The 14300-nt window shown below is 58.5% G+C and carries 14 protein-coding genes; 3 read left to right on the top strand and 11 right to left on the bottom strand.

Annotated features, from left to right (window positions below):
- Positions 1–123: 123 nt before the first annotated feature.
- From ACRC4F_RS26140 to ACRC4F_RS26130, 3 genes are all read right to left on the bottom strand, one after another.
- Complete coding sequence (locus ACRC4F_RS26140) at positions 124–471, bottom strand: phage holin family protein (RefSeq protein ID WP_438661949.1); 348 nt, start codon at positions 469–471, stop codon at positions 124–126.
- Positions 472–625: 154 nt separating this feature from the next.
- Positions 626–1036, bottom strand: a complete 411-nt coding sequence (locus tag ACRC4F_RS26135) for a tail fiber assembly protein (RefSeq protein WP_438661948.1) — start codon at positions 1034–1036, stop codon at positions 626–628.
- A 536-nt stretch (positions 1037–1572) separates the two neighbouring features.
- The gene (locus ACRC4F_RS26130; protein WP_438661947.1) at positions 1573–2307 is read right to left on the bottom strand and encodes an XRE family transcriptional regulator; all 735 of its coding nucleotides are present in this window, start codon (positions 2305–2307) and stop codon (positions 1573–1575) included.
- A 211-nt stretch (positions 2308–2518) separates the two neighbouring features.
- On the opposite strand from ACRC4F_RS26130, the gene mutS reads away from it, so the two are divergent.
- Both mutS and fdxA read left to right on the top strand, forming a co-directional pair.
- Positions 2519–5086 (top strand): DNA mismatch repair protein MutS, encoded by a 2568-nt coding sequence (gene mutS, locus ACRC4F_RS26125; protein WP_438661987.1) that lies wholly within the window; start codon positions 2519–2521, stop codon positions 5084–5086.
- A 142-nt stretch (positions 5087–5228) separates the two neighbouring features.
- Positions 5229–5552, top strand: a complete 324-nt coding sequence (fdxA, locus tag ACRC4F_RS26120) for a ferredoxin FdxA (protein WP_438661946.1) — start codon at positions 5229–5231, stop codon at positions 5550–5552.
- 473 nt (positions 5553–6025) lie between these two features.
- On the opposite strand, the gene rpoS is transcribed toward fdxA, so the two are convergent.
- The 8 genes from rpoS to ACRC4F_RS26080 form a co-directional block, all read right to left on the bottom strand.
- Positions 6026–7033: an RNA polymerase sigma factor RpoS gene (rpoS, locus tag ACRC4F_RS26115; RefSeq protein WP_056856224.1), complete on the bottom strand. Its 1008-nt coding sequence runs from the start codon at positions 7031–7033 to the stop codon at positions 6026–6028.
- Between the two features lie 105 nt (positions 7034–7138).
- Complete coding sequence (locus ACRC4F_RS26110) at positions 7139–7996, bottom strand: peptidoglycan DD-metalloendopeptidase family protein (RefSeq protein WP_438661945.1); 858 nt, start codon at positions 7994–7996, stop codon at positions 7139–7141.
- Between the two features lie 211 nt (positions 7997–8207).
- The gene (locus ACRC4F_RS26105; protein ID WP_438661986.1) at positions 8208–8843 is read right to left on the bottom strand and encodes a protein-L-isoaspartate(D-aspartate) O-methyltransferase; all 636 of its coding nucleotides are present in this window, start codon (positions 8841–8843) and stop codon (positions 8208–8210) included.
- A gap of 38 nt (positions 8844–8881) precedes the next feature.
- The gene (gene surE / locus ACRC4F_RS26100) at positions 8882–9631 is read right to left on the bottom strand and encodes a 5'/3'-nucleotidase SurE (RefSeq protein ID WP_438661944.1); all 750 of its coding nucleotides are present in this window, start codon (positions 9629–9631) and stop codon (positions 8882–8884) included.
- Positions 9619–10677 carry a tRNA pseudouridine(13) synthase TruD gene (gene truD, locus ACRC4F_RS26095; protein ID WP_438661943.1) on the bottom strand — a complete coding sequence of 353 codons (1059 nt, stop codon included), beginning with the start codon at positions 10675–10677 and terminating at the stop codon, positions 9619–9621. Before truD ends, surE begins: the two co-directional genes overlap by 13 nt.
- Positions 10674–11147, bottom strand: a complete 474-nt coding sequence (gene ispF, locus ACRC4F_RS26090) for a 2-C-methyl-D-erythritol 2,4-cyclodiphosphate synthase (RefSeq protein WP_438661942.1) — start codon at positions 11145–11147, stop codon at positions 10674–10676. Before ispF ends, truD begins: the two co-directional genes overlap by 4 nt.
- 53 nt (positions 11148–11200) lie before the next feature.
- The gene (fghA, locus tag ACRC4F_RS26085; RefSeq protein WP_438661941.1) at positions 11201–12046 is read right to left on the bottom strand and encodes an S-formylglutathione hydrolase; all 846 of its coding nucleotides are present in this window, start codon (positions 12044–12046) and stop codon (positions 11201–11203) included.
- A gap of 8 nt (positions 12047–12054) precedes the next feature.
- Positions 12055–13167, bottom strand: a complete 1113-nt coding sequence (locus ACRC4F_RS26080) for an S-(hydroxymethyl)glutathione dehydrogenase/class III alcohol dehydrogenase (RefSeq protein ID WP_150630797.1) — start codon at positions 13165–13167, stop codon at positions 12055–12057.
- 107 nt (positions 13168–13274) lie between these two features.
- Between ACRC4F_RS26080 and ACRC4F_RS26075 the strand changes: the two genes are divergently transcribed.
- Positions 13275–14171 carry a LysR substrate-binding domain-containing protein gene (locus tag ACRC4F_RS26075; protein WP_438661940.1) on the top strand — a complete coding sequence of 299 codons (897 nt, stop codon included), beginning with the start codon at positions 13275–13277 and terminating at the stop codon, positions 14169–14171.
- The last annotated feature ends 129 nt before the right edge of the window (positions 14172–14300 follow it).

Below are 14300 nucleotides of genomic sequence, written 5' to 3'. Positions count from 1 at the left end.
CCGGGCATTAAAAAACCCTCTGAGGGCGGGTTTGATTCAAAGGTACTGGCCATGGAAAACCCGCATCCTTGCGGGTCGGATGCCGGTCGGCACCGCTGTTCGCCAATCCATTGGTCTTGGGTTTCAGTGATCCTGGCGGGTATCGCGCGGCGGCACTTCGCAAACGCCAATCCGCTTGGCCGCCCAGCGCTCGTAAAGACCGATCGCGACGTCCGCCCCGGCCATCGCCGTCAAGCAGCCAAATGCGCAAGCGGCCCATATGGACACGCCGGCGGCATACAGCAGCATGATGGCCGAGACCCCGCAGATCACGCAGGCACCGGAGCGCAGGGCCAGACGCCGCAGCAGTGACCAGCCGCGGGCTCCGTCCTTGTCGGCGCGCCACATTTCGCCGGACACCCCGCCCACCAGGGCGAGCACGATGACCAGCCAGATCGGCATGTCCAGCAACGCTTGTTGCTCGTTTGTCATGTCACGCCTCCTGGGGTGATTGATGAGTGATGTGTGTCCTTCAAACGGTATCTCTTGAATGGCCTGACGGTAGGTAGGCATTCCAAAAAGCCCGGCGTTGGCCGAGCTTTTCAGTAATGCGGCCCAAGGATTCAGACTTGACCGTGGACTTGCATCAGAAAGGCGCTACGGGCCAATTGATGGTGAACGGAAAGTTGGATTGCTTTGCCACTTCACTCACTGCAACGAAGTACTGTTTGTATGCCAGGGCCAATGCTTCTTCAGCGGGAGTGGCGAGGCCGATATCAACCTTGTAATGCACTGGGTTGTTCTGCAGCCAAGTGACCGCTGCGTTCAGCAGCTGGATTTTTTTACCATCTGCATCGTTGCGCAGGTCTTGTTCTGTTGGCTTGGTAAAAGTCCAACCCGGGTACATATACGTAGCGCGATACCCCAACCCGATGTCAGCGACACCTGTGACGTCCACCCATTGAAACCATGGCTGAGAGTCGGCAGGCTTACCTTGATCGGTCTCCAGTAGTTGGGTAACAACTGCTGGGATTTCGATTTTTGCGTATAGGGACATATTCAAACTCCTTGATTTTCATGTTCAGCAAGCGCTGATTCGCTCCTGCATCCCTGGTTGCGTAAAGACAGCCGCTTCACGCGCTCGCCCAGTGTGGCGATGTCAGGCAGGCATTCCAAAAAGCCCGGCGCTTGCCGGGCTTTTCAGTAATGCGGCCCTTCGCGTTGATCTTTCGGCGCTACTGGCGCGGTACGGATCTATTCAAATTGTTTTTCCGACCGCGGTCCCTGCCCGCCGGATAACTGCTTCTGGTGCTTTACGCTGCACACCCGGGTCAGTTGCCAACCCTCTGAACCGTTGAGGCCGGTTCATCGCTGCCTTTGTGGTGGAACTAAAGAGCTTCGTTTCGAGCTGCTTTGTTGAGCGGCTTGAGACAAAGAATATGCATGGATGCATATACAGTCAATGCATAAATGCATTTATTTATGCACTAGAAATGCATTGACGCATTAAAGCCCCGAAAACAAAGGCGTTGAGGTTATTGGCAGGCGAAAAAAAACCCGCTCTCGGGCGGGTTTTAGCGGACAGCGACGAGGTTAACGGGCGTACATGCCCCACCAGAAAACGTGACCAAGGATCACGATTTGCTCCTCCTGGACTTCCTGGAAGGTGTAGTCCTCGTCCGGGTGTTCATCGCGATTGAAGCTGCGCAAGCGAATGCCGGTGGGCAAGCGATAAAGCTGTTTCACTCGCAACTGGCCGTTGTGGTTGATGGCATACAGGTCGCCATCAATGATGTCGCCAATCCCGCATTTGCCCGCATTCACCCCAACGGTGGCGCCATCGCGCAGCACCGGCAACATGCTGTTGCCGCGCACCGTCACGCATTTGGCCTGATCGAACTGCACACCGTTGTGGCGCAAGCTGCGCTTGCCGAAGCGCAGGCTAGAGCGTTCGCTCTCTTCGATGACGAATCTTCCTGATCCAGCAGCCAATTCAACCTCGCGAAGAAAGGGGACCGACACCTCGTCATCATCGACCGGCGTATCGTCGTCCCACAGACTTATGTCCTTGAGTTCGGAATGCAATTCATCGCGCCCGGTAGTGGCGGTGGCAGCGACATCCGCGCGCCCGCGCAACTGGTCGGTGCTCACGGCGAAGTACTCGGCAATCTTCGAAATGTGTTTATCCGAAGGATCGACGATCTTCCCGCTGAGGATCCGCGAGAGAGTGGATTGAGGCACGCCGGTGCGACGGTGAAGCTCCGTGGGGGAGATCCCGTGCTGATCGAGCAGCGCTCTTAAGACGGTAGAAACATTGCGTTTTTGCATAACGGGGATAGTGCTTGATCTTTTTTCGGAAGACAAATGCTGATTTGCATAAAACACGCATAAACGGCAGAAATGTGCAGCAGGGCTTTCATGCCTGCGTCCGGCAGACCGCTCATGTTAACCTTGCGCCCATCGCGGAAAAGCCGGGCCGATGTCCCTCCTTTGCCCTACACCTTTCAACGAATTTGCCTGATATCCGATGAATAAAGCACTGTCCGATCTGTCCTCCCACACGCCAATGATGCAGCAGTACTGGCGATTGAAGAACCAGCACCCCGACCAGCTGATGTTCTATCGCATGGGCGACTTCTACGAGATCTTCTATGAAGACGCGAAGAAGGCCGCCAAGTTGCTGGACATCACCCTGACGGCCCGTGGGCAGTCTGCCGGTCAGGCGATTCCGATGTGCGGGATTCCTTACCACGCCGCCGAAGGTTATCTGGCGAAACTGGTCAAGCTCGGCGAATCGGTGGTGATTTGTGAGCAGGTCGGCGATCCGGCTACCAGCAAAGGGCCGGTGGATCGTCAGGTGGTGCGGATCATCACGCCGGGCACGGTCAGCGATGAGGCGCTGCTGGATGAGCGTCGGGACAACCTGATCGCGGCAGTGCTGGGTGACGAGCGTCTGTTCGGCCTGGCCGTGCTGGACATCACCAGTGGCAACTTCACGGTTCTGGAAATCAAAGGCTGGGAAAACCTGCTGGCGGAACTGGAGCGGGTCAATCCGGTGGAGCTGATGATCCCGGATGACTGGCCAAAGGACCTGCCGGCAGAAAAACGTCGTGGGGTTCGTCGCCGTGCGCCGTGGGATTTCGAGCGTGACTCGGCGCTGAAAAGTCTCTGCCAGCAGTTTTCCACCCAGGACCTGAAAGGCTTCGGCTGTGAAAACCTGACCCTGGCTATTGGCGCTGCCGGTTGCCTGCTCAGCTATGCCAAGGAAACCCAGCGCACCGCCCTGCCGCATTTGCGCAGCTTGCGTCATGAACGCCTGGACGACACTGTGGTGCTGGATGGTGCAAGCCGTCGCAACCTGGAACTGGACACCAACCTGGCGGGCGGTCGCGACAACACGCTGCAATCGGTGGTCGATCGTTGTCAGACGGCCATGGGCAGCCGTCTGCTTACGCGCTGGCTGAACCGTCCGCTGCGCGATCTCACCGTATTGCTGGCGCGCCAGAGCTCGATCACCTGCCTGCTCGACGGCTACCGTTTCGAAAAACTGCAACCGCAGCTCAAGGAAATCGGCGATATCGAGCGGATTCTCGCGCGGATCGGCCTGCGCAATGCCCGTCCTCGTGACCTGGCTCGTCTGCGCGATGCGCTCGGTGCGCTGCCTGAGCTGCAAGTGGCGATGACTGAGCTTGAAGCGCCGCACATCATTCAATTGGCGAAGACCACCAGCACTTACCCGGAACTCGCGGCACTGCTGGAAAAAGCCATCATCGACAACCCGCCGGCGGTGATCCGTGACGGCGGCGTGTTGAAGACCGGTTACGACAGCGAACTCGACGATCTGCAATCGCTCAGCGAAAACGCCGGACAATTCCTGATCGATCTGGAAGCACGCGAAAAGGCCCGTACCGGACTCTCGCACCTGAAGGTCGGCTACAACCGCATTCATGGTTACTTCATCGAGTTGCCGAGCAAGCAGGCCGAGTCGGCGCCGGCCGACTACATCCGCCGCCAGACGCTCAAAGGTGCCGAGCGTTTCATCACGCCGGAACTCAAAGCGTTCGAGGACAAGGCACTGTCGGCCAAGAGCCGTGCCCTCGCCCGCGAGAAAATGCTGTACGAAGCGCTGCTCGAAGACTTGATCGCCCAGTTGCCGCCGCTGCAAGACACCGCCGCCGCACTGGCCGAACTGGACGTGCTGAGCAACCTGGCCGAGCGCGCACTGAACCTCGACCTGAACTGCCCGCGCTTCGTCGATGAGCCGTGCATGCGCATCACCCAGGGTCGCCACCCGGTGGTCGAGCAAGTGCTGACCACGCCGTTCGTGGCCAACGACCTGAGCCTCGACGACAACACGCGCATGCTGGTGATCACCGGCCCGAACATGGGCGGTAAATCCACCTACATGCGTCAGACCGCGTTGATCGTGCTGCTGGCGCATATAGGCAGCTTCGTGCCGGCAGCCCGTTGCGAATTGTCGCTGGTGGACCGGATCTTCACCCGGATCGGCTCCAGCGATGACCTGGCGGGCGGGCGTTCGACCTTTATGGTCGAAATGAGCGAAACCGCGAACATTCTGCACAACGCAACTGAACGCAGTCTGGTGCTGATGGACGAAGTCGGTCGCGGCACCAGCACCTTCGACGGTCTGTCTCTGGCCTGGGCCGCCGCCGAACGCCTGGCTCACCTGCGGGCTTACACGCTGTTCGCCACCCACTATTTCGAGCTGACGGTGCTACCGGAGGCGCAACCGCTGGTGGCCAACGTTCACCTGAATGCCACCGAGCACAACGAGCGCATCGTGTTCCTGCACCACGTGCTGCCCGGGCCTGCCAGCCAGAGCTACGGCCTGGCGGTTGCGCAACTGGCCGGTGTGCCAAGCGAAGTGATTGTGCGTGCTCGCGAGCACCTGGGCCGACTGGAAGCGACGGCACTGCCTCATGAAGTCCCGAAGCCAGCCAAAGGCAAACCGGCCGCGCCGCAGCAGAGCGATATGTTCGCCAGCCTGCCGCATCCGGTGCTGGACGAACTGGCCAAACTTGATCTGGATGACATGACACCGCGTCGTGCGCTAGAAATGCTCTATACACTAAAGACACGGATCTAACGCACTTGCCTGCAAGCTGTTAGAATCTCGCGCGGTTTGGGATGCTGCAGGCTAATAGCCTGGCCTGCAGACTATCGCTCCCGAACCTGGCGACCCCAACGTGAAGGGGCTCCGCTGCCGCCGCCTGAGGAGAAAATTAGAAATGACCTTCGTCGTCACCGACAACTGCATCAAGTGCAAGTACACCGACTGCGTAGAAGTCTGTCCGGTGGACTGCTTTTACGAAGGCCCCAACTTCCTGGTGATTCACCCGGATGAGTGCATCGACTGCGCACTGTGCGAACCAGAATGCCCTGCCGTGGCCATCTTCTCCGAAGATGAAATACCGGCTGGCATGGAGAACTTCATTCAGCTGAACGTTGAGCTGGCCGAAATCTGGCCAAACATCACCGAGAAGAAAGAATCGCTGCCGGACGCTGAAGAGTGGGATGGCAAACCAGGCAAGATCGAACACCTCGAACGCTGATTATCTCGCGCTCTCGAAAAGGCCCCTAGCGGGCCTTTTTGCTTTTCTGCAGGCAAAAAAAAGGGGCGGTTTGACCCGCCCACATTTTTTCCCTATTCCCTGTGTTCCTTTTCATCGTCCTGATGAATCGCTTCCTGCGATGTCCATTCCCCTCATCCTTGAAGGGCGTGTCTGTCCGTCGACACAGTTCAAATACTAGAGAATTCCCCACCGAGAGCAATCGACCAAAATCATCGAAGCTGTTTGTCATATGCTTTTAATGTTAAATAATATTCTTATAAATCATATAGTTGCCTTAGCCATGGCAAGAATATGGATGACTGCCACACTGTAAAAATAACGAACACTTACGAAAGAGTAAGCCAAGACTTACAACGCAAGACTACAAACCCGAGTCGGTGGCCAACCCATATTCCAGGCATTAAAAAACCCCGAACCAGTCGGGGGTTTTTAATGACGCACAAGCTCATCGCCTATTGAAACAGCGACTCGCTCGACAGGCCGTTCTTCTCGAGAATTTCCCGAAGACGCTTCAGGCCTTCAACCTGAATCTGTCTGACCCGTTCCCGGGTCAGGCCGATTTCAAGGCCCACATCTTCAAGCGTGCTGCTCTCGTGGCCGCGTAGCCCGAAGCGGCGTACCACCACTTCGCGTTGCTTGTCGGTCAGCTCCGAAAGCCATTGATCAATGCTCTGGGACAGGTCGTCGTCCTGCAACAGTTCACATGGATCGGTTGGGCGGTCATCCGTAAGGGTGTCCAGCAGGGTTTTATCCGAATCCGGACCCAGCGAGACGTCGACCGAAGAAACCCGCTCGTTCAAGCCGAGCATGCGCTTGACCTCTGCTACCGGTTTTTCCAGCAGGTTGGCGATTTCTTCGGGTGAGGGTTCGTGATCGAGTTTTTGAGTCAGCTCCCGTGCAGCCCGCAGGTACACGTTAAGCTCTTTGACCACATGGATCGGTAACCGGATGGTCCGGGTCTGATTCATGATCGCGCGCTCGATGGTCTGACGAATCCACCAGGTAGCGTAGGTTGAAAAGCGGAAGCCGCGTTCAGGGTCGAACTTCTCCACTGCCCGGATCAGTCCGAGGTTGCCCTCTTCGATCAGGTCGAGCAGCGACAGGCCACGATTGACGTAACGTCGGGCGATTTTCACCACCAGCCGCAGGTTGCTTTCAATCATGCGCTTGCGCCCGGCCGGATCGCCACTTTGCGACAAGCGCGCAAAATGAACTTCTTCTTCCGGGGAGAGCAATGGGGAAAAGCCGATTTCATTGAGGTACAACTGCGTGGCATCGAGTGCCCGCGTGTAATCGATGTACTTGTGCTGCTTTAACGAAGCGGAGTGTTTGGATTTGGCACGAACGGAAGGTGGAGCAGCCCCTTCATCATTCGACATCGAATCCGTACCGATGCCGGTCTCCATCAGGAGAACCTCATCGTCGATGTCAAACTCCGGCACTTCTTTACTGAGAGCCATTGTTATAGTCCTTTGGTGAGTTCGACCTCAAGCTCAAGCGGCGCCTTTATCCCTGGCAACGCTGGAGCCTGTCCCCTCTACGCGACGGAACAGGCTGGTAACAAATCAACGACGTGGCAGGAACTGCAGCGGATCTACAGGTTTACCTTGTCGGCGAATCTCAAAATGCAGCTTCACCCGGTCTGTACCCGTTGACCCCATTTCGGCAATTGTCTGTCCGACCTTGACCTGCTGCCCCTCCCGAACCAACAGCCTGCGGTTATGTCCGTAGGCACTGACGTAGGTGTCGCTGTGTTTGATGATGACTAATTCGCCGTAGCCCCTTAAGCCACTCCCGGCGTATACCACCGTCCCATCAGACGCAGCTAAAACAGGCTGTCCCAAATCCCCGGCGATATCAATTCCTTTATTCAAACTACCGTTTGAGGAGAACTTTCCAATAAGAATGCCATTAGATGGCCATCCCCAGCCGGTCGGGGCCGGGCCGGCAGGAGGCATCGGAGCGGGGGTCGGCTTGCTGGCGACGGACGGTACAACCACCGCGGTGCTCGTAGTTGCGCCATTCGGCTGGCGTCGGATTACCGTGGTTTTCAGCGACGAAGAAGGTGTTGAATCGGTTGTACTCGCCACCGGTGCCGGGGTTGAACCAGAGCGACCATCGAAGCGAATTGTCTGACCCGGATGGATCGTGTACGGCGTAGGAATGTTGTTCCGTGCAGCGAGGGCTTTGTAGTCCCAGCCGTAGCGAAAAGCGATCGAGAACAACGTATCTTTTGGTCGAACGACGTATTGACCCGTGGTCACCGCCGGACGTTGGGCGACGGTTTTGTTGCGGTCGACGACACGCACGTCACTCGTCTTGGAACTGGAGCAACCGACCAGCAAGGTGCTCAAGACGAGGCCAGTCACCAGGCGCTGAAAGCTCTTTGTACCCATACGCTGCGCAATGACTGTGAGACTCACCCGCCGCTCCCTTTGTGGTGGCTGAAATTGTGGATTGCCGTGTTCCGGCACGAAATGTCGCAAGTATAACGGGCCGGACAGGCTTTACCTTTAATGAAGCGAAATCGCTTCGCGCACACGTTTGCTGCCCGCCGATGAATACCGTTTAACCCATCGATGCCGCTGTAAGACCAGAGCGATCGAAGAGAATTCAGCGCGCCTGAACAAATGCTCAGGCGAGTGGCCCGTTGAGCAGTGGCACGAAGCGCACCGACCCCAGAACCCGCCGGGAAAAGCCGTGCTCTTCGCGGATGATCAGCATCAATTGCTGCACCTCACCGGAGCCGACAGGGATCACCAGTCGACCGCCCGGAGCCAACTGATCGAGCAATGCCTGAGGGACATCGGTGGCCACCGCCGTCACGATAATGCCGTTGTACGGCGCCAGTGCCGGCCAGCCTTCCCAACCATCGCCCCATCGGAAGACCACGTTGCGCAAGTTGAGGTCGACCAGGCGTTCCTTGGCCCGATCCTGCAACACCTTGATACGCTCGACGGAAAAAACCCGCTCGACCAGTTGGGACAGGATCGCGGTCTGATAACCCGACCCTGTGCCGATTTCCATCACCTTGTCCAGCGGGCCAGCTTCCAGCAGCAGCTCGCTCATGCGGGCTACCATGTACGGCTGGGAGATCGTCTGGTTATTGCCGATCGGCAACGCCGTGTCTTCATAGGCACGGTGCGCCAGCGCCTCGTCGACGAACAGGTGACGCGGCGTACGGCGGATCACTTCCAGCACCTTGGCGTTGGAAATACCCTCCTCATACAACCGCTGGATCAGCCGCTCGCGGGTACGTTGCGAGGTCATCCCGATGCCACGATGCATCGGGTCTTGTTCACGAGCCATTAGCGCAATCCCTCCAGCCAGCCATCTAGGCTTCGGAAGGCATCATTGAAGGTGCGATCCAGTTGCAGTGGCGTGATGGACACATAGCCTTGCATCACCGCATGGAAATCAGTGCCCGGACCGCCGTCTTCGGCATCGCCCGCCGCAGCGATCCAGTAACCAGATTTGCCACGCGGGTCGACCACTTTCATCGGTGCCGCCGCGCGGGCGCGATGACCGAGGCGAGTCAGCTGAATTCCGCGAATGTGGTCCAGCGGCAAATTGGGAATGTTCACGTTCAGTACCGTGCGCGGTGGCAGGTCGAGGTCAGCGTGAGCTTCCACCAATTTGCGCGCGTAGTAAGCGGCTGTGGGAAGGTTCTCGACTTGCCGTGAGACCAACGAAAAGGCAAACGAAGGACGCTCCAGGAAACGCCCTTCAAGAGCCGCGGCCACGGTGCCGGAATACAACACATCGTCGCCCAGGTTGGCACCCAGGTTGATGCCGGAAACCACCATGTCCGGTTCGCGCTCAAGCAAGCCGTTAAGGCCCAGGTGCACGCAATCGGTGGGTGTGCCGTTCAGGCTGATAAAGCCGTTTGCCAGGGTTTGCGGGTGCAACGGACGGTCGAGCGTCAGCGAGCTGCTGGCGCCGCTTTTGTCCTGGTCCGGGGCGATAACCACGCACTCGGTGTAATCCGCCAGCGCAGCATAAAGCGCGGCGAGACCGGGTGCGGTTACCCCATCGTCGTTAGAAATCAGAATACGCATGGGCTGTCCGTCTGCCCCACCGGCACCAGATTAACAAGCTCGCGCACCAATACGGTGGCAAAGCATCCGGCCGGGAGGACGAATTCCAGTTGCAGAATGTCAGGCTCGGGATAATGCCACGTCAACCCACCAATGGGCAGCCGCAGGATGCGACGTTCGTGGCTCATTCCGGCGTTAATCAACCAATCGCGCAGATCCGCTTCGCGCGCGGCGATTGCCTGCTCCAGTACATGGACAGCGCCGGTCGCCGGCGAGTCACCCTCGCCCCACTGAGGACCGGTCGGGTGCAGGTCGAGAATCGCCAGGCGCGGGTCGCTGCACTCGGCTTCTCCTGCCGGGAAAAAGCTGCGGCTGTCGGTGAACGCCAGCAGATCACCGACCTGCGCCTGCTGCCAGGTGCCATCAGCGACACGCGCCGCCAACACTTGGTTAAACAGAAAACTGCGGGCCGTGGAAAGCAGGCGCGAACGCACGTTGCGCTGCTCCGGCAATGCCTTGCGCGCAGCCCAACCTCGGGCGTCGACCACGTTGCCGCCGTCAAAGCCGAAGCGCTGGGCGCCAAAATAATTGGGAATACCTTGCCTGGCGATCAGTTGCAGACGTTCTTCGATCGCGGCTTTGTCGCCAGCGAATTGCGTCAGTCGCAACGTGAAGCCATTGGCCGAGTGGGCACCGCGTTGCAGCTTGCGCTTGTGCCGACCGGTCTTGAGGATTTTCAGCGTGTCGTTTTCCGCCGCCGACAAATCAGGATCCGCCTTGCCCGGCAGTTGCACGCTGAACCACTGGCGAGTCAGCGCCTGACGATCCTTCAGCCCCGCATAACTCACGGTGCGCAATGGCACGCCTGCTGCCTTGGCGATCCGCCGTGCCGCTTCTTCAGTATTCAGACCGCGTTTTTCTACCCAGATCCACAAGTGTTCGCCATCGCCACTGAGGGGGATATTGAGCACTTCATCGACCTGGAAATCTTCCGCTGTGGCTTTCAACACCGCGGTGCCCAGGGCTTCACCATAGGCCCGCGGGCCAAGCAATTGCGCTTCGTTCATGCGCGCAGCAACAAGGCAACGGAATGCACGGCAATGCCTTCTTCGCGACCGACAAAGCCGAGCTTTTCGGTGGTGGTAGCTTTCACGTTCACTTGATCCAACTCAACTTGAAGATCCGCGGCAATCAGCGCGCGCATCGATTCGATATGCGGGGCCATTTTCGGCGCCTGGGCGACGATGGTGTTATCGACGTTGCCGACTTTCCAGCCCTTGGCGTGGATCAGTGCGACGACGTGATGCAACAGAACGCGGCTGTCGGCGCCCTTGAATGTCGGGTCGGTGTCCGGGAAGTGCTTGCCGATATCACCCAGCGCAGCGGCGCCGAGCAAGGCATCGCTCAAGGCGTGCAGCAGGACGTCACCGTCGGAGTGAGCGAGCAGCCCGAAGCCGTGTGCAATGCGCACGCCGCCCAGAGTAATGAAATCGCCTTCAGCGAAACGGTGCACATCATAGCCGTGGCCAATACGCATAAAAAAACGCCCCGATTTTTGTCAGGGCGTGATTCTACCTGCTTTGTCGGACATTAGGCGCTTAGAGCACGCGCGTGATGTTGCAAGTGGTCGTCGATGAAGCTGGCGATGAAGAAATAGCTGTGGTCGTAGCCCGGCTGCAAGCGCAGCGTCAGCGGATGACCGGCCAGTTTGGCCGCCTGTTGCAAGGCTTCAGGCTTGAGCTGGGTAGCGAGAAAATCATCGCGATCACCTTGGTCGACCAGCAACGGCAACTTCTCGTCCGCCTCGGCGATCAACGCACAGGCATCCCATTCGCGCCACTTCGAGCGGTCTTCACCCAGGTAACGGGAAAAGGCTTTCTGGCCCCACGGGCAATCCATCGGATTGTTGATCGGCGAGAATGCCGACACCGATTGATATCGTCCCGGATTGCGCAAGGCACAGACCAGCGCACCATGGCCACCCATGGAGTGGCCACTGATGCCGCGCTTGTCCGAAGCGGGGAAATGGGCTTCGACCAATGCCGGCAATTCCTGCACGACATAGTCATGCATCCGATAGTGCCGCGACCACGGTTCCTGAGTTGCATTCAGATAAAACCCGGCGCCGAGACCGAAGTCCCAGGCGCCGTCCGGATCGCCCGGCACATCAGGGCCGCGCGGGCTGGTGTCCGGCGCAACGATGATCAGTCCAAGCTCGGCAGCCATGCGCATCGCGCCAGCCTTGTGCATGAAATTCTCGTCGGTGCAGGTCAGGCCGGACAACCAATACAGCACCGGCAACTTGCCGCCCTGCTCCGCTTGCGGCGGCAGGTACACGGCGAACACCATGTCGCAGCCGAGCACATCGGAACGGTGCCTGTAGCGTTTGTGCCAGCCGCCGAAGCTTTTCTGGCAGGAGATATTTTCCAGGCTCATGACCGACCTCAGAAATGGATGACGGAACGGATGCTTTTTCCTTCATGCATCAGGTCAAACGCCTTGTTGATATCTTCCAGGCCCATGGTGTGGGTGATGAAGGTATCAAGCGGGATTTCGCCGGTCTCGGCCATTTCGACGTAGCTTGGCAACTCGGTACGACCGCGCACACCGCCGAACGCAGAACCGCGCCAGACGCGACCGGTCACCAACTGGAATGGACGGGTGGAGATTTCCTGGCCAGCACCGGCCACGCCGATGATCACCGACTCGCCCCAACCCTTGTGGCAGCACTCCAGTGCGGCGCGCATGAGTTGGACATTGCCGATGCACTCGAAGGAAAAGTCGACGCCGCCGTCAGTCATGTCGACGATGACTTCCTGGATCGGACGGTCGAAATCTTTCGGGTTCACGCAATCGGTTGCACCGAGCTGCTTGGCGATCTCGAATTTGGCCGGGTTGATGTCAATGGCGATGATCCGCGCAGCCTTGGCTTTGACGGCACCGATCACCGCCGACAGACCGATGCCGCCGAGACCAAAAATGGCCACGGTGTCACCTGGTTTTACCTTGGCGGTATTGAGCACCGCGCCGATGCCGGTGGTGACACCGCAGCCCAGCAGGCAGACTTTTTCCAGTGGCGCTTCTTTCGGAATTTTGGCGACGGAGATTTCCGGCAACACGGTGTACTCGGAGAACGTCGAGGTGCCCATGTAGTGGAAAATCGGCTGGCCCTTGTAGGAAAAACGCGTAGTGCCATCCGGCATCAGGCCTTTGCCCTGAGTGGCGCGAATCGCCTGGCACAGGTTGGTTTTGCCCGACAGGCAGAATTTGCACTGACGGCATTCCGGGGTGTACAGCGGGATCACATGGTCGCCGACAGCGACGGAGGTCACGCCCTCGCCGATCGCCTCAACCACCGCACCACCTTCGTGACCGAGGATCGATGGGAAAATGCCTTCCGGGTCAGCGCCCGACAGGGTGTAGGCATCGGTATGGCAAACACCGGAGGCAACCACTCGCAACAGGACTTCGCCGGCCTTGGGCATGGCGACATCGACTTCGACGATCTCGAGGGGTTTCTTGGCCTCGAAGGCAACGGCAGCGCGCGACTTGATCATGTGGATTCTCCAGTGAATAAAAAAGAGACAAGTAGTGTAATACAGCGCCTGACGAGGAATAATCCGGACAAAAGCAAAACATTATTGCCATACAGGGATAATCATTGATGTCCGAGAATCGCTGGGAAGGGATCGACGAATTCGTCGCCGTGGCCGAGTGCAGTCAATTCACCGCGGCGGCGGAACGCCTTGGGGTTTCTTCATCTCACATCAGTCGACAAATCGTACGCCTCGAAGAGCGCCTTCAGACGCGGCTGCTTTACCGCAGCACCCGACGGGTCACGCTGACTGAAGCCGGGCAAACCTTTTTGCAGCATTGCCAGCGCTTGCAGGACGGTCGCGAAGAAGCCTTGCGCGCCGTCGGCGACTTGACCAGCGAACCCAAGGGCATGCTGCGCATGACCTGCGCCGTGGCGTACGGCGAACGGTTCATCGTGCCATTGGTCACGCGCTTCATAGCGCTCTATCCGCAACTGCGCGTCGACATTGAGCTGAGCAACCGCCCGCTCGATCTGGTCCACGAAGGGCTGGACCTGGCCATCCGCCTCGGTCGTCTTCAGGATTCACGGCTGGTTGCCACACGCCTGGCACCACGGCGCATGTACTTGTGCGCATCACCGTCCTATCTGGAACGGTATGGTCGCCCACACAGCCTGTCGGAACTCAGCCGCCACAATTGCCTGATCGGCAGTTCGGACATGTGGCAACTGGAACAGAACGGGCGGGAATTTTCCCAGCGAGTGCAGGGAAACTGGCGTTGCAACAGTGGGCAAGCGGTGCTGGATGCGGCGCTACAAGGGGTTGGGCTGTGTCAGTTGCCGGACTATTACGTGTTGGAGCATCTGAAAAGCGGTGAATTGATTTCACTTCTTGAAGCCCACCAACCGCCGAACACCGCCGTATGGGCGCTTTATCCGCAGCAACGGCATTTGTCGCCGAAGGTGCGCAAGTTGGTGGATTATTTGAAGGAAGGATTGGCCGAACGGCCGGAGTATCGGAGCTGATGCGTATCAGTGGCGGATTTGTTGTCTCAACCACCGCTATCGTCGGAACGCCGCCCGGAGCAGGCTCGCTCCCACAGTTAATCGAGTTCCTTCAGAAAAAACGCAGTCAACTGTGGGAGCGAGCCTGCT

The organism is Pseudomonas sp. (assembly GCF_051660785.1).
Classification (GTDB): Bacteria; Pseudomonadota; Gammaproteobacteria; order Pseudomonadales; family Pseudomonadaceae; genus Aquipseudomonas.
Note: the sequence above shows the minus strand (reverse complement) of the source record. Positions and strands in the feature narration are given on the sequence as shown.

What these genes read in the sequence shown, in the direction of transcription:
- ACRC4F_RS26080 (WP_150630797.1), bottom strand. Translation starts at nt 13,167, where the DNA reads ATGATCAAGTCGCGCGCTGCCGTTGCCTTCGAGGCCAAGAAACCCCTC.
- ACRC4F_RS26135 (WP_438661948.1), bottom strand. Translation starts at nt 1,036, where the DNA reads ATGTCCCTATACGCAAAAATCGAAATCCCAGCAGTTGTTACCCAACTA.
- fdxA (WP_438661946.1), top strand. Translation starts at nt 5,229, where the DNA reads ATGACCTTCGTCGTCACCGACAACTGCATCAAGTGCAAGTACACCGAC.
- fghA (WP_438661941.1), bottom strand. Translation starts at nt 12,046, where the DNA reads ATGAGCCTGGAAAATATCTCCTGCCAGAAAAGCTTCGGCGGCTGGCAC.
- surE (WP_438661944.1), bottom strand. Translation starts at nt 9,631, where the DNA reads ATGCGTATTCTGATTTCTAACGACGATGGGGTAACCGCACCCGGTCTC.
- ispF (WP_438661942.1), bottom strand. Translation starts at nt 11,147, where the DNA reads ATGCGTATTGGCCACGGCTATGATGTGCACCGTTTCGCTGAAGGCGAT.
- ACRC4F_RS26130 (WP_438661947.1), bottom strand. Translation starts at nt 2,307, where the DNA reads ATGCAAAAACGCAATGTTTCTACCGTCTTAAGAGCGCTGCTCGATCAG.
- ACRC4F_RS26075 (WP_438661940.1), top strand. Translation starts at nt 13,275, where the DNA reads ATGTCCGAGAATCGCTGGGAAGGGATCGACGAATTCGTCGCCGTGGCC.
- ACRC4F_RS26105 (WP_438661986.1), bottom strand. Translation starts at nt 8,843, where the DNA reads ATGACCTCGCAACGTACCCGCGAGCGGCTGATCCAGCGGTTGTATGAG.
- truD (WP_438661943.1), bottom strand. Translation starts at nt 10,677, where the DNA reads ATGAACGAAGCGCAATTGCTTGGCCCGCGGGCCTATGGTGAAGCCCTG.
- ACRC4F_RS26140 (WP_438661949.1), bottom strand. Translation starts at nt 471, where the DNA reads ATGACAAACGAGCAACAAGCGTTGCTGGACATGCCGATCTGGCTGGTC.
- rpoS (WP_056856224.1), bottom strand. Translation starts at nt 7,033, where the DNA reads ATGGCTCTCAGTAAAGAAGTGCCGGAGTTTGACATCGACGATGAGGTT.